The sequence below is a fragment of the Streptomyces sp. WM6372 genome (assembly GCF_001279655.1).
GTDB lineage: Bacteria > Actinomycetota > Actinomycetes > Streptomycetales > Streptomycetaceae > Streptomyces.
In genome coordinates, this window is sequence record NZ_LGDB01000025.1 from 13915 (window position 1) to 27912 (window position 13998).

Annotated in this window: 13 protein-coding genes; 5 read left to right on the forward strand and 8 right to left on the reverse strand. The window is 70.3% G+C overall.

What is annotated here, in order from left to right; all coding sequences use genetic code 11:
- The first annotated feature begins 78 nt into the window (after nucleotides 1–78).
- Nucleotides 79–873, forward strand: a complete 795-nt coding sequence (locus tag ADK52_RS04145; protein WP_053688412.1) for a TerD family protein — start codon at nucleotides 79–81, stop codon at nucleotides 871–873.
- Between the two features lie 89 nt (nucleotides 874–962).
- Here the strand turns inward: ADK52_RS04145 and ADK52_RS04150 are convergent, their stop codons facing one another.
- From ADK52_RS04150 to ADK52_RS04175, 6 genes are all read right to left on the reverse strand, one after another.
- Complete coding sequence (locus ADK52_RS04150; RefSeq protein WP_053688413.1) at nucleotides 963–1703, reverse strand: Tellurium resistance; 741 nt, start codon at nucleotides 1701–1703, stop codon at nucleotides 963–965.
- A 118-nt stretch (nucleotides 1704–1821) separates the two neighbouring features.
- Nucleotides 1822–2937, reverse strand: a complete 1116-nt coding sequence (locus ADK52_RS04155; RefSeq protein ID WP_030160467.1) for a DUF475 domain-containing protein — start codon at nucleotides 2935–2937, stop codon at nucleotides 1822–1824.
- Between the two features lie 25 nt (nucleotides 2938–2962).
- Nucleotides 2963–3538 carry a TerD family protein gene (locus ADK52_RS04160; protein WP_053688414.1) on the reverse strand — a complete coding sequence of 192 codons (576 nt, stop codon included), beginning with the start codon at nucleotides 3536–3538 and terminating at the stop codon, nucleotides 2963–2965.
- Nucleotides 3539–3695: 157 nt separating this feature from the next.
- Complete coding sequence (locus ADK52_RS04165) at nucleotides 3696–4271, reverse strand: TerD family protein (protein ID WP_030160471.1); 576 nt, start codon at nucleotides 4269–4271, stop codon at nucleotides 3696–3698.
- A 238-nt stretch (nucleotides 4272–4509) separates the two neighbouring features.
- Nucleotides 4510–4968, reverse strand: coding sequence for a peroxiredoxin (locus ADK52_RS04170; RefSeq protein WP_053688415.1), 459 nt, complete (start codon nucleotides 4966–4968; stop codon nucleotides 4510–4512).
- 150 nt (nucleotides 4969–5118) lie between these two features.
- A complete protein-coding gene (locus ADK52_RS04175) occupies nucleotides 5119–5550 on the reverse strand; it encodes a DUF3052 domain-containing protein (RefSeq protein WP_053688416.1) in 432 nt (143 codons plus the stop codon).
- A 445-nt stretch (nucleotides 5551–5995) separates the two neighbouring features.
- Here ADK52_RS04175 and aceE point away from each other — a divergent pair, with 445 nt between their 5' ends.
- Together aceE and ADK52_RS04185 are read left to right on the forward strand one after the other, a co-directional pair.
- Nucleotides 5996–8728, forward strand: a complete 2733-nt coding sequence (gene aceE / locus ADK52_RS04180) for a pyruvate dehydrogenase (acetyl-transferring), homodimeric type (protein WP_053688417.1) — start codon at nucleotides 5996–5998, stop codon at nucleotides 8726–8728.
- Between the two features lie 112 nt (nucleotides 8729–8840).
- On the forward strand, nucleotides 8841–9668 hold the full coding sequence (locus ADK52_RS04185) for a potassium channel family protein (RefSeq protein ID WP_078987943.1): 828 nt from the start codon (nucleotides 8841–8843) through the stop codon (nucleotides 9666–9668).
- Here the strand turns inward: ADK52_RS04185 and ADK52_RS04190 are convergent.
- Together ADK52_RS04190 and ADK52_RS04195 are read right to left on the reverse strand one after the other, a co-directional pair.
- Nucleotides 9649–10050, reverse strand: coding sequence for a peptidase inhibitor family I36 protein (locus tag ADK52_RS04190; protein WP_053688418.1), 402 nt, complete (start codon nucleotides 10048–10050; stop codon nucleotides 9649–9651). The two genes, ADK52_RS04185 and ADK52_RS04190, sit on opposite strands and share 20 nt — an antisense overlap.
- 210 nt (nucleotides 10051–10260) lie before the next feature.
- Nucleotides 10261–11853: a DHA2 family efflux MFS transporter permease subunit gene (locus ADK52_RS04195; RefSeq protein ID WP_053688419.1), complete on the reverse strand. Its 1593-nt coding sequence runs from the start codon at nucleotides 11851–11853 to the stop codon at nucleotides 10261–10263.
- A gap of 141 nt (nucleotides 11854–11994) precedes the next feature.
- On the opposite strand from ADK52_RS04195, the gene ADK52_RS04200 reads away from it, so the two are divergent.
- Together ADK52_RS04200 and ADK52_RS04205 are read left to right on the forward strand one after the other, a co-directional pair.
- Complete coding sequence (locus ADK52_RS04200) at nucleotides 11995–12645, forward strand: TetR/AcrR family transcriptional regulator (RefSeq protein ID WP_053688420.1); 651 nt, start codon at nucleotides 11995–11997, stop codon at nucleotides 12643–12645.
- 168 nt (nucleotides 12646–12813) lie between these two features.
- Nucleotides 12814–13965 (forward strand): alpha/beta hydrolase, encoded by a 1152-nt coding sequence (locus ADK52_RS04205; RefSeq protein WP_053688497.1) that lies wholly within the window; start codon nucleotides 12814–12816, stop codon nucleotides 13963–13965.
- Nucleotides 13966–13998 lie beyond the last annotated feature (33 nt).

Sequence of the window (13998 nt, forward strand, 5' to 3'; positions counted from 1 at the left end):
CCAGGTCTTTCTTTCGCGACAAGGCCCTGCGGGGGGCCGCGTTGTTCCGCGCCGCCCCGGGAGGGCAGGATGACGGGCATGACGCACGCGATGCAGAAGGGCTCGAACATCCCGGTGACCGCCGTGGCGGTCCGGGCGGTGCTGCGCTGGACCGGCGGCCCCGAGGTGCCGGACGTCGACGCCTCGGCGCTGCTCGTGGGCCCGGACGGGCGCGTGCGCTCGGACGAGGACTTCGTGTTCTACAACCAGCCCCGGCACCCCTCGGGGGCCGTCTGGCGGCTCGGCAAGAAGCAGCTCGGCGACGGGATCACCGACGCCGTACAGGCGGACCTGCGCGCGGTGCCGCCGGTGGTGGACCGGATCCTGGTGGTGGCCTCCGCCGAGGACGTGCCGTTCCAGCAGGTCCGCGACCTGCGGATCCTGCTGTACGACGCCACGGCGACCGGTGGCTCCGAGCCGCTGGCCTTCTTCGACGTGCGCCCCGAGACCGGCGCCGAGACGGCCCTGATCTGCGGGGAGCTGTACCGCCGCGGCGACGGGTGGAAGTTCCGGGCGCTGGGCGAGGGCTACTCGAACGGTCTCGTCGGGCTGGCGACCGACCACGGGATCTCCGTGGACGAGAACGCCGCCGAGGGCGGATCCGGGACCGCCGCCCCCGCCGCCGGTCCGGCCGGCGAGGAGACGGCCCAGATGCGCCCGCCGGGTCCGCAGCAGGCGCCGCAGACGCCGCAGGCACCGGTGACGCAGGCCCCGCCGCCCGTGCAGCCGGCGTACGGGTATCCGCAGCCGGTCTCCCCGGCCCCGGTGCCGGTCCCGGGCGGCGACCCGACGTTCCGGCTGCCGGTGCAGGGCCCGCAGTTCCTCCGCCGCTGACGCGCCGCGCCTGACCGGGACCGCCGGGGATCCGGCGAGGGCCCACCGGGGACCCTGCCGGGACCGGCCGGGGACCCGCCCGGTCCCGGTCAGGCCTTGGTGCTCTTGTAGCCCCGCCCCCACTGCAGGCCCCACCCGTACAGCCGGTCCAGCTCGGCCTGGAACCCGTACACGAACTTCACCTCGCGCCGCACGATCAGCTCGCCCTTGACGTGCTCCATGGAGAGCACCGCGCAGGAGCGGGCCTGCGGCTGGCGCTCCTCCAGCGGGATCTCGATCCGCGGCCCGGTGATCGGGTAGAGGGTGATCATGGCGTGCGTGCGGTCGAAGGCCGGGGTCTGGTCGTAGATGTAGACGAACACCAGCAGCCGCTTGATCTCGTCGGCGTGGTCGAGGTTGACGAAGACCGTCTCCCCCGACGGCGCCCCGAACCGGTCGTCGCCGCTGAGCTTCACGTACGGCGGGCTGTTGATGTCCCCGTGGAAGTTGCCCAGCGGCTGGACGACGCCCCGGGTCCCGTCGGCCAGCTCGTAGAGGCAGCCGAGGTCGAGGTCGACGTTGACCATGCCCTGGGTGTGCGCCTGCACCATGTCGGGCTTGAACAGCTTGAACGGGTGGCGCAGGAGCCGGCCGCCCTCGCCCCCGCCGCGGCCGCCGATGTCGGAGCTGCGCATGCGCCAGGACAGGTTGACCCGCAGGTTCCCGTGGACCGCCCCCTGTTTAGTGAGCGACACCGTCGGATGCCGCTTGGTCAGCTCGATCGCGGCCGAACCGCTGCCCGAGTCGAACTGCAGGGCGCGGCTGCCCCTGATCCCGTCGAAGAATCCCATTTCCCCTGTCCCCCCTCATTCTGTGTAGGCGGGGCGGCCTACGCGGACGGGGCGGCCCGGCAGTCCGCAGACCAGCCCGGCCGCCCCGCAGTTGGAGCGTTCCGCATTACCGCCGTGATCATGCCTCGGCGGTGGAACCCTCCAGTTCCAGGCGCTTGTTGCGGCGCACCGAGGACCAGAAGGACCAGGCGATGAGCAGCACGCCGACGAGGCCCGTGATGACCTCGTGGATCTCGTACTGGATGGTGACGAGCAGGATCACGGCGAGCGCGCCGATGGCGTAGTGCGCGCCGTGCTCCAGGTAGACGTAGTCGTCGAGGGTGCCCTGGCGGACCAGGTAGACCGTGAGCGACCGGACGTACATGGCGCCGATGCCGAGGCCCAGGGCCATCAGCACGATGTCGTTGGTGATGGCGAAGGCGCCGATGACCCCGTCGAAGGAGAAGGAGGCGTCGAGAACTTCGAGGTAGAGGAACATGAAGAAGGCGGCCTTGCCGGCCATGGCGACGGCCGAGACGGGCTTGCCGCTCTTCTTGGCCGCTTCCTCGGCTTCGTGCTCGGCCTCTTCCTCTTCTTCGAGGCGGTTCTCGAAGTAGCCGGAGAGACCGCCGACGATCATGTACGTGATCAGGCCGGCGATGCCGGAGACCAGGACGGTCTGCGCCTTGTCCACGTGGGCCCCGCCGTGCTGGTGGGCGTTGGCGGCGAAGGTCGCGGACGTGATCAGCAGGACGATCAGCGAGATGCACGCGGACAGCATGTCGATCTTGCCGAGCTTGGCGAGCGGGCGCTCCAGCCACGCGAGCCACTTGATGTCCCGGTCCTCGAAGATGAAATCGAGGAAGATCATCAGAAGGAACATGCCGCCGAAGGCCGCGATCGCCGGATGGGCGTCCGTGACCAGCTGCTGGTACATGTCCTTGTCGTTCAGCGCCAGATCGACGGCCTCGATGGGCCCGATACCGGCGGTGACCGCGACGATCACGACGGGGAAGACCAGGCGCATGCCGAACACGGCGATGAGCACACCGATGGTGAGGAAGATCTTCTGCCAGAAGGCGTTCATCTTCTTCAGGATTCCGGCGTTGACCACCGCGTTGTCGAAGGACAGCGAGATCTCAAGGATGGACAGGATCGCGACGATCCCGAGTCCGGTCATTCCCCCGTAGAACCCCGCTGCGACCAGACCGAGCGCAGTGACTGCGAACGACCAGCCGAAGGTTTTGAGAACCACTGGCACCCCATCGTCTTGTACGGCTTTACGAAACGTTGACCCCGAAGTCTAGAGCGATGCCCCGGAGCCCCGACGCGTACCCCTGCCCCACCGCTCGGAACTTCCATTCGCCGCCGTACCGGTAGACCTCTCCGAAGATCATCGCGGTCTCGCTGGAGGCGTCCTCGGTGAGGTCGTAGCGGGCCAGTTCCTGGCCGTCCGACTCGTTGACCACGCGGATGAAGGCGTTGCTGACCTGGCCGAAGCTCTGGCGGCGGGCCTCCGCCTCGTGGATCGAGACCGGGAAGACGATCTTGTCGACCTCGACGGGCACCTTGGTCAGGTCGATGATGATCGATTCGTCGTCGCCCTCACCCTCGCCGGTGAGGTTGTCCCCCGTGTGTTCGACGGAGCCCTCGGGGCTCTTCAGGTTGTTGTAGAAGACGAAGTACGCGTCCCCCAGGACCCGGCCGTCGCGGCACAGCAGCGCGCTGGCGTCGAGGTCGAAATCGGCCCCCGTGGTCGAGCGCGCGTCCCATCCGAGACCGACCAGGACCCGGGTGAGGTTCGGTGCGGCCTTGGAAAGGGAGACGTTGCCCCCCTTGGCGAGTGTGACGCCCATGTTGTGGTCCTCCCCGGACGACGTGGTGATCGCGGCGCGCCCCGCGTGGCGGGCCGCCGGTGGAGCTCGGCGGTGCACCTCGTCGGTGCACCGTCGCAAAGCACGTCCGGCGCCGTACACACAGTGCACGGCGCCGGACGGGTGACTGCTGGCGGGCTCAGACGTTGACGCCGAAGTCCTGGGCGATGCCGCGCAGGCCGGAGGCGTAGCCCTGGCCGATGGCGCGGAACTTCCACTCCGCTCCGTTGCGGTACAGCTCGCCGAAGACCATGGCGGTCTCGGTCGAGGCGTCCTCGGAGAGGTCGTAGCGGGCGAGCTCGGAGTTGTCGGCCTGGTTCACGACGCGGATGTACGCGTTGCGGACCTGGCCGAAGCTCTGCTGGCGGCTCTCGGCCTCGTAGATCGAGACCGGGAAGACGATCTTGGCGACATCGGCCGGGACGCCGGCCAGGTTCACCTTGATCGCCTCGTCGTCGCCCTCGCCCTCACCGGTGGTGTTGTCACCGGTGTGCTCGACCGAGCCGTCCGGGCTCTTCAGGTTGTTGAAGAACACGAAGTTCGAGTCGTTGGCGACCTTGCCCTGGTCGTTGGTCAGGATCGCGCTGGCGTCGAGGTCGAAGTCGACACCGGTGGTGGTGCGAGCGTCCCAGCCCAGACCGACGATGACCGCCGTCAGATTCGGCGCGGCCTTGGTCAGCGAGACGTTTCCGCCCTTGCTGAGGCTGACTCCCACGGGTCCTCCATTGGGTTCATGTGTGGGGCGGTGCCCCGTCGTGCGGTTTCTACCGGGATCAACGCTTCGATCCTAGTGACGGGTTCCCGCCTGTCGGCGTCTTTCCCGGTGAACAGTTCGCGGAACCCGCCCGAAGTGCGGCGATCGCGCGACGGCCCGACGGGTCCGGAGCCCCTCGGGGGCTCCCGGTGGGTCTCCGGTGGCTCCCGGGGACCGTCCGAGGTGCGTCAGAGGTGCGTCAGAGGCTGTCGAGGGCCTTGATGTACTCGTTCAGGTCACGCGCGTCGGGCAGGCCGTTGACGACGGTCCAGCGCACGATGCCGTCCTTGTCGATGATGAAGGTGCCGCGGACCGCGCAGCCCTTCTGCTCGTCGAAGACCCCGTACGCGCGGGAGGTCTCGCCGTGCGGCCAGAAGTCCGAGAGCAGCGGGTAGTCCAGGTTCTCCTGCTCGCCGAAGACGCGCAGGGTCGGCACGGAGTCGTTGGAGACCGCGAGGAGCTGGACGTCGTCGTTCTGGAACCGGGGCAGCTGGTCGCGCAGCTCGCACAGCTCGCCGGTGCAGACACCGGTGAAGGCGAACGGGTAGAAGAGCAGCACCACGGCCTTCTCGCCGCGGAAGTCGGAGAGCCGCACGGTGGCGCCGTGGTTGTCCTTGAGCTCGAAGTCCGGGGCCTTGCTGCCGACCTCGATCGCCATCTCTCGCATCCCTTCGTTCCTGCATCCCTGCGTTGGGCTGTTCGGGTGGGTCCAGCCTAGGCCGACCAGGGGCCCGGAACGCACGCACCCCGCCGACCGGAACGGATTCCGGCGGGCGGGGTGCGTGTCCGCTTGGCTGCGGGGCGCGGCTCAGCGCTTGGTCTTGGCGGTGGCCGTCTTGGGCGTCACCAGCTTGGTGGCGGCCCATTCCTTGCCGACGCTGACGCTCCTGGTCTGCGACAGGCCGGCCGTTTCGGCGGCCTCGCTGATGTCGCTGGCCTCGACGTAGCCGTCACGGCCCGTCTTCGGGGTCAGCAGCAGGATCAGGGCGGCGTCCTCGACCAGCTCGGTGGCATCGACCAGCGCATCCGTCAGATCGCCGTCGTCCTCCCGGAACCACAGCAGGACCGCGTCTGCGACGTCGTCGTACTCCTCGTCGACGATTTCGCCGACGTGCTCCTCGACGGCATCACGGAATTCCTGATCGACGTCGTCGTCGTAGCCGATCTCCTGGACCACCTGTTCGGACTGGAAACCCAGCCGGGCGGCCAGGCTCTCCGCGTGGTCCGCGGTCGCGCTCACGGGGTGCCTCCTGCTCATGTTCGGTGAATGTCTTCGGCGGCGCGCGTACGCGCAGCATTGGGCGTAGTCCACACGGGCGCGGCGGATCGCGCAAGTACCCGGCCGCCGAGACCGTCGAAACGGTGACGATTGCGGCCGTCTCGCCGCAACTTTCAGCCTCCCCGTGTGGACGTCTGGTGATTCATCCCACACCATTCCAGCTCATTCGGCATCATCGGCGACGCTGAGCGGCTTTCCTACCTGTTTGAGGGACGAACGGTCTTACGAGCCCGCTGATCTTCCTGGGCGTAGGGTGGCGATCGGCCGGACCTGACGCTCATGGCGCCCGAATCTCCGCGGACTCCAGTGATTACCCAGTGGTACGGGTGACGATTCCGACCGAGCGTAAGACGATGGGAGGCGGCGAAACCCCATGGCACGACTCCCCTGACAGCGAAGGAACAGCGTGGCTTCCGCATCCGATCGCAATCCGATCATCATTGGCGGCCTGCCGAGCCAGGTCCCGGACTTCGATCCGGAGGAGACGCAGGAGTGGCTCGACTCCCTGGACGCAGCCGTCGACGAGCGGGGCCGTGAGCGCGCCCGCTATCTGATGCTGCGGCTGATCGAGCGGGCCCGCGAGAAGCGCGTGGCCGTGCCCGAGATGCGCAGCACGGACTACGTCAACACGATCGCCACCAAGGACGAGCCGTTCTTCCCCGGCAACGAGGAGATCGAGCGCAAGGTCCTGAACGCCACCCGCTGGAACGCGGCCGTCATGGTCTCGCGCGCCCAGCGTCCGGGGATCGGCGTCGGCGGCCACATCGCCACGTTCGCCTCCTCCGCCTCCCTCTACGACGTGGGCTTCAACCACTTCTTCCGGGGCAAGGACGAGGGCGACGGCGGCGACCAGATCTTCTTCCAGGGCCACGCCTCCCCCGGCATCTACGCGCGCGCCTACCTCCTGGACCGACTCTCCGAGCAGCAGCTCGACGCGTTCCGGCAGGAGAAGTCGAAGGCCCCGTACGGTCTGTCCAGCTACCCGCACCCGCGGCTGATGCCGGACTTCTGGGAGTTCCCGACCGTCTCGATGGGTCTCGGCCCGCTCGGCGCGATCTACCAGGCCCGGATGAACCGGTACATGGAGGCGCGCGGGATCGCCGACACCTCGAAGTCACACGTTTGGGCGTATCTCGGCGACGGCGAGATGGACGAGCCGGAGTCGCTCGGCCAGCTGTCGATCGCCGCCCGCGAGGGCCTGGACAACCTGACCTTCGTCGTGAACTGCAACCTGCAGCGGCTCGACGGCCCGGTGCGCGGCAACGGCAAGATCATCCAGGAGCTGGAGTCGCAGTTCCGCGGCGCCGGCTGGAACGTCATCAAGCTGATCTGGGACCGCTCCTGGGACCCGCTGCTGGCGCAGGACCGCGACGGCATCCTGGTCAACAAGATGAACTCGACGCCGGACGGCCAGTTCCAGACGTACGCGACCGAGACCGGCGCGTACATCCGCGACCACTTCTTCGGCGACGACCAGCGGCTGCGGGCGATGGTCGAGAACATGAGCGACCAGCAGCTGCTGCACCTGGGCCGCGGCGGCCACGACCACAAGAAGATCTACGCGGCGTACGCGGCGGCCAAGGCCCACAAGGGCCAGCCGACGGTGATCCTGGCGCAGACGGTCAAGGGCTGGACGCTCGGCCCGAACTTCGAGGGCCGCAACGCGACGCACCAGATGAAGAAGCTGACGGTCGACGACCTCAAGCGCTTCCGCGACCGCCTGCACATCCCGATCACGGACGCGCAGCTGGAGGGCGGCGCCCCGCCGTACTACCACCCGGGCCCGGGTTCGCCGGAGATCCAGTACATGCACGACCGGCGCAGCTCGCTGGGCGGCTACGTGCCGACCCGCGTGGTGCGGGCGAAGCCGCTGCAACTGCCGGACGAGAAGACGTACGCGGCCGCCAAGAAGGGTTCGGGCCAGCAGTCGATCGCCACGACGATGGCCTTCGTGCGCATCCTGAAGGACCTGATGCGGGACAAGGAGATCGGCAGGCGGTTCGTGCTGATCGCCCCGGACGAGTACCGCACGTTCGGCATGGACGCGTTCTTCCCGAGCGCCAAGATCTACAACCCGCTGGGCCAGCAGTACGAGGCGGTCGACCGCGACCTGCTGCTCGCGTACAAGGAGTCCCCGACCGGCCAGATGCTGCACGACGGCATCTCGGAGGCGGGCTGCACGGCCTCGCTGATCGCCGCGGGTTCGGCGTACGCGACGCACGGCGAGCCGCTGATCCCGGTCTACGTCTTCTACTCGATGTTCGGTTTCCAGCGCACGGGTGACCAGTTCTGGCAGATGGCCGACCAGCTGGCGCGCGGTTTCGTCCTGGGTGCGACCGCCGGCCGGACCACCCTGACGGGTGAGGGCCTCCAGCACGCCGACGGCCACTCCCAGCTGCTGGCGTCGACCAACCCGGGCTGTGTGGCGTACGACCCGGCGTACGGGTACGAGATCGCGCACATCGTCCAGGACGGCCTGCGCCGCATGTACGGGCCCGAGGCCGAGGACGTCTTCTACTACCTGACCGTCTACAACGAGCCGATCCAGCACCCGGCCGAGCCGGCCGGCGTGGACGTGGACGGCATCCTCAAGGGCATCCACCGGGTGTCCGCGGGCTCGGCGGGCTCCATCGGGGCGCAGATCATGGCCTCGGGCGTGGCCGTGCCGTGGGCGCTGGAGGCCCAGCGGATCCTGGCCGAGGAGTGGAACGTCCGGGCGGACGTCTGGTCGGCGACCTCCTGGAACGAGCTGCGCCGCGAGGCCGTCGAGGTGGAGGAGCACAACCTGCTCCACCCGGAGGAGGAGCAGCGCGTCCCGTACGTGACGCGGAAGCTGTCGGGTGCCGAGGGGCCGTTCGTGGCGGTCTCGGACTGGATGCGGTCCGTCCCGGACCAGATCTCGCGGTGGGTGCCCGGCGCGTACACCTCGCTGGGTGCGGACGGCTTCGGCTTCGCGGACACGCGCGGCGCGGCCCGGCGCTTCTTCCACATCGACGCGCAGTCGGTGGTGCTGGCGGTGCTGACCGAACTGGCCAAGGAGGGCAAGATCGACCGTTCCGCGCTGAAGCAGGCGGTGGACCGGTACCGGCTGCTGGACGTCTCGGCGGCCGACCCGGGCGCCGCGGGCGGCGACGCGTAGCCTCCGCGGCGCCGCGGGCGGCGACGCGTAGCCTCCGCGGAGGGGCTTCGAGGCGGGTCCCCGGCAGTGCCGGGGACCCGCTTCGCTTTACCAGTTCCTTACGATGCTCCGTATGAAGGAACCCTCCCGCCAGCTGCGGTGGGAGCGGCGGAGCCAGACCCCGCTGCTCGTGCTCGCCGCGGCCTTCGCCGTCGCCTACGCCGTGCCGATCGTCGTGCCCGACGCGAACGCGGACGTGCACCGGGCGTGCACGGTCACCGAGTGGGTGGTGTGGGGGGCCTTCGCCGCCGATTACCTGATGCGGCTGGGCCTGTCGACGGCGAAGAGGGCGTTCGTGCGGACGCACTGGCTGGACCTGGGCGCGGTGCTGCTGCCGATGTTCCAGCCGCTGCGGCTGCTGCGGCTGGTGTCCACGCTGCTGCTGGTGGGCCGGCGGGCCCGGATGGCCCCGCAGATCCGGCTGACCACGTACGTGGCGGGGGCGGTGGTCGGGCTGCTGATGTTCGGCTCCCTCGCCGTGCTGAGCGTGGAGCGGGACGCCCCCGACGGCAACATCAAGAACTTGGGCGACGCCGTGTGGTGGAGCTTCACCACCATGACCACCGTCGGGTACGGGGACCACTCCCCCACCACCGGGCTCGGCCGGATCATCGCCGTGGGGCTGATGCTGTCGGGGATCGCGCTGCTGGGTGTGGTGACCGCCAACATCGCGGCCTGGTTCATCTCCCGGTTCGAACGCGACGACCGGGTGGAGCGGGCGCAGACCGCCGCGATCACCGAACTGGCCGCGGAGGTACGGGCGCTGCGCGCCGAGATCGGGCGCCTCGGCGGGACGGCCGCTCCGGGCGCGGGGGCCGCTCCGGGCGCGGGGGCCGACGTACCGGCCCAGGTGCCCGAAGCGGCCCCGGCGGCGGATGCCGCTACCGCTCCCACACCTTGAAGGCCCTGACCAGGTAGGGGGATTCGGGCAGCCGGACCCCGTCGCCGGGATACGTCTGGAACTCGCCGGTCTCCGCGCACTCGGCCGACTGGTAGGTGGTCACCGGTCGCCCGATGCGGTTGACCAGCGACTGGGCGCTGGTCCCGGCGGGCAGCGCCGTACAGCTGTTGATGTCCAGGGTGCTCAGCTCGTGGGCGTGGCGGGTGCCCTTGAACTCCGGCTTCGCCCACAGGCACAGCTGCCCGGTGGCGCAGGCGGGCGCCTTGCCCGGCGGCGGGCCGGCGGCGTGTGCGGCGCTCGCCGTGCTCGGGATGAGCGCGGCGAGGGCCAGGACGGCCGCGGCCAGGACGGTGGTGGACCGTGCGGGTGAACTCGTACGCATGACGGGTCAACTCCTCGTGGACGACGGCACCCCGGACCGGTTCCGGAGCGCCTCGGTCACCACGCTGACCTGCGAGGACGGCCGGGCGGAAGGGGCCGGCGGCCGGTCCACCCGGATAGGCGACAGCCCCGCCGGAACCGTCCGGCGGGGCTGTCGTACGTCCGCGGTTGACGCCCGCGCGAGGGCGCCGGAGCCGTGGGACGGCCCGGATCAGATGTGCGCCGCGCCCGCCCCCGCGGCGGCGTTCTCGCCGCGCTTGGTGAAGCACGCGACGACCGCGGCGAGCACCGCGACGCAGCCGGCGACGGTGAAGGCGGTGCTCATGCCGTCGACGAACGTGTCGTGCGCGACCTTGGTGATCGTCTCGACGGCCTCGGCCGGGGTCCCCGGCTGGACCGGGGCGATCCCGACCTGGACCCCCTTCTCGGCGAGGTCCAGCTGCTCGGGGGTGAGAGCGGGCAGGTTCGCCCGCGTCCAGTTGTCCCCGAACGAGTTGCCGACGGTGGTGGCCATGACCGCGCCGAGGACGGCGGTGCCGAGGCTGCCGCCGACCTGCATGGCGGCCTGCTGGAGCCCGCCCGCCACGCCGGAGAGCTCCAGCGGGGCGTTGCCGACGATGACCTCGGTGGCGCCGACCATGACGGGCGCGAGGCCGACACCGAGGAGGGCGAACCAGAGCGACATCTGCAGGGTGCCGGTGCCCGGGGTCAGCGCGGACATCCCGAAGCAGGCGACGGCGGTCGCGACCATGCCCGTGACCAGCGGGATCCGCGGGCCGACGGCGGTGATCGCTGCTCCGGCCAGCGGCGAGCCGATGATCATCATGCCGGTCAGCGGCAGCAGGTGCAGGCCGCTGTCGACGGGGCTCATGCCGTGCACGTTCTGCAGGTAGAAGGTGACGAAGAACAGGCCGCCCATGAAGGCGAAGGCCATCAGCACCATGAGCACGGTGCCCGCGGACAGCGGGAGCGAGCGGAACATGCCGAGCGGGATCAGCGGCTCGGAGACCCTCGACTCCCAGACGGCGAAGAGCACGAAGCAGACCGCGGAACCGATGAGGAAGAGCAGGGTGCGGGTGTCGCCCCAGCCCCACTCCGAGGCCTTGATCAGCGCCCAGATCAGCGAGAACATCGCGACCGACAGCAGCAGGATGCCGACGGCGTCGAAGGACTTCGGGGCGTTCTCGGCGCGGTGGTCGAGCAGGATGAACAGGCCGAAGGCCAGGGCGATGATGCCGACGGGCACGTTGATGAAGAAGACGGACTGCCAGCTGACGTTCTCCACCAGCAGGCCGCCCACGATGGGCCCGGCGGCCGTCGAGGCGCCGATGACCATGCCCCAGATGCCGATGGCCATGTTGAGCTTCTCGGCGGGGAAGGTGGCGCGCAGCAGGCCCAGCGCGGCGGGCATCAGCAGTGCGCCGAACAGGCCCTGCGCCACGCGGAAGGCGATCACGTACTGGACGCCGGACGAGAGGCCGATCGCGGCGGAGGCCGCCGCGAATCCGGCGATGCCTATGAGGAACGTCTGGCGGTGGCCGAAGCGGTCGCCGAGCTTTCCGGCGGTGATCAGTGAGACCGCGAGGGCGAGCAGGTAGCCGTTGGTGATCCACTGGACGTCGGCGAGCGAGGCGCCGAGGTCCTTCTGGATCGCGGGGTTGGCGACGGCGACGATCGTGCCGTCGAGGGTGACCATCATGACGCCGATCGCCACGGCGAAGAGGGTCAGCCAGGGATGGCCGCGCAGACCGGTGCGGGCCGGAGCCGGACCCGATTCCTTGGCGAGCGTGATCTGACTAGTCATGCGGACAGGCTAGTGACAGCGACTGACACTTCACAAACGGCTTAACGAGGCAGTGGCTGTCAGGTCGGTCACAGGTACCCTGACCGCTCACTCAGCGTCAGATTCGGCAGGCTGGGCCTGCGGAAAGGACACCCCTCGGTGATGACCGACGAGCGGCCGGCGCCTGTACCGGCGCCCGGACTGCGCGAACGCAAGAAGCGGCGCACCCGGGACGCGCTGCTGCGCGCCGCCCTCCTCCTCTTCGTCGCGCAGGGGTACGAGCACACCACCGTCGACGAGATCACCGATGCCGTGGACGTCTCCCAGCGCACCTTCTTCCGGTACTTCGCCAACAAGGAAGAGGTCGCCTTCGCCGTCCAGGACCTGGTCGAGTCGCACTTCGTCGCCGCGCTGCGCGCCCGGCCGCCCGCCGAGGGCCCGCTCGAAGCCCTGCGCGGCGCGCTGCTCGCCGCCTGGGACACCCTGGACGAGGCCCTCTCCGAGGTGGTGCCGGTCGACCTCTACATGCAGACGTACCAGCTCATCGAGTCGACCCCGGCGCTGCTGGCCGTGCACCTGCGCCGCTCCACCGAGCTGGAGGAGCGGATCGCCCGGCTGATCGCCGAGCGCGAGGGACTGGACGTGGACGCGGATCCGCGGCCCCGGGTGGTGGTCGCCGCCTTCTCCGGGGTGATGAGGGTCACCGGGCGGCTGTGGGGGCAGGGCGAGGACGCCAGCGTGGCCTCGATCCGGCGTATGACCGAGGCCTGCCTTGACCAGATCGGCCCGGCGCTGGCCGCGGAGTGGCGCTGAACACCCGTACGGGCTCGCACGGTCGGCCGTGAACCCGGTCACCCTGGGCGCCGTGGCCGGATCCGGTCTCCTACGCTGGTCCCAGTGAACCTGCCCGGCCTCGCCCACTCCACCGCCGTCGGCGCCGACCCGCGCCCCGCCGCGCTGCGCACCCTGCTCGCGCTCGCGGTGGTCTTCATCATGCTGGCGACCACCGGCTGGACCGCGGTGCACCGCCCCGACGCGGGCACCACCCTGCGGACCGCCGCCCTCGCCTCCTGGGCCTCGGCCCGGATCGACGGCCGCCCCGTGCCGCCCGCCGACGCCCCCGTACGGACGGTGGCGCGGTTCTTCGCCGGCCTCGACGGATCCCAGCGGGCCCGGCTGGCCGAGGGGTACCCCCTGGTCGTCGGCAACCTCGACGGGGCCCCCGCGGCGCTGCGCTACCGGGCCAACCTGCGCGGCCTGGAGCTGGCCGAGCGGGCGGAGGAGGCCCGCAGCCGGGACGTCAGCCTGACCCCGGCCGACCGCACCACGGCCGGCCGGCGCGCCCACCGCTTCGAGTCCCTGGCCCAGCCGGGCCGGCAGATCCTCGCCTTCGACCCGACCGGCGGCGGCCGCGTCGCCGAGGTGTTCGGCGACCTCGACCGGGCGCACCGGATCTCGGTGGTCGTCCCCGGCGTCGACACCGACGTGCTCACCTTCGAGCGCACCCAGCGCCGCCTCATCGCGCCCGCCGGGATGGCGCAGTCGCTGTACGAGGCCCAGCGCGCGCAGGCTCCCGGCAGCCGGACCGCGGTCATCGCCTGGGCCGGCTACACCGCGCCCACCGGGGTCGGCATGGACGCGGCAACCGGCCGGATGGCGGTGGACGGAGCCGTACGCCTGGAGTCCCTGACGGCGGCGCTGCCCGGGGACGCGAGCGTGGCGCTGTTCTGCCACAGCTACGGCTCGGTGGTGTGCGGGGTCGCCGCGCACGCGCTGCCGGCGTCGGTGACGGACGTGGTGGTGGCGGGCAGCCCGGGGATGCGCGCGGAGTCGGCGGCCGGCCTGCACACGTCGGCCCGGGTGTGGGCCACGCGGGACGCCGGGGACTGGATCGCGGACGTACCGCACCTGGAGGTCGGCGGGGTCGGCCACGGGGCGGACCCGGTGTCGCCGGACTTCGGATCGCGGGTGCTGTCCTCGGCCGGAGCGAAGCTCCACACCGGCTATTTCGAGCCAGGCACCGGATCCCTGGACAACTTCGCCAAAATCGGAACCGGCGCGTTCGGTTCCGTCACGTGTGTCACCGGCGACGATGCTTGCCGGCGTGGAATTTCCGGGACAGACGGGGACTGACACGTGTAGAGCCCTGGAAAACGGGCTTCGCAC

Bases quoted from the DNA above. Each gene is read 5' to 3' on its own strand.
- ADK52_RS04170 (WP_053688415.1), bottom strand. From the start codon at position 4,968: ATGGCGATCGAGGTCGGCAGCAAGGCCCCGGACTTCGAGCTCAAGGAC.
- ADK52_RS04145 (WP_053688412.1), top strand. From the start codon at position 79: ATGACGCACGCGATGCAGAAGGGCTCGAACATCCCGGTGACCGCCGTG.
- ADK52_RS04160 (WP_053688414.1), bottom strand. From the start codon at position 3,538: ATGGGCGTCACACTCGCCAAGGGGGGCAACGTCTCCCTTTCCAAGGCC.
- ADK52_RS04190 (WP_053688418.1), bottom strand. From the start codon at position 10,050: ATGCGTACGAGTTCACCCGCACGGTCCACCACCGTCCTGGCCGCGGCC.
- ADK52_RS04195 (WP_053688419.1), bottom strand. From the start codon at position 11,853: ATGACTAGTCAGATCACGCTCGCCAAGGAATCGGGTCCGGCTCCGGCC.
- ADK52_RS04200 (WP_053688420.1), top strand. From the start codon at position 11,995: ATGACCGACGAGCGGCCGGCGCCTGTACCGGCGCCCGGACTGCGCGAA.
- ADK52_RS04185 (WP_078987943.1), top strand. From the start codon at position 8,841: ATGAAGGAACCCTCCCGCCAGCTGCGGTGGGAGCGGCGGAGCCAGACC.
- ADK52_RS04150 (WP_053688413.1), bottom strand. From the start codon at position 1,703: ATGGGATTCTTCGACGGGATCAGGGGCAGCCGCGCCCTGCAGTTCGAC.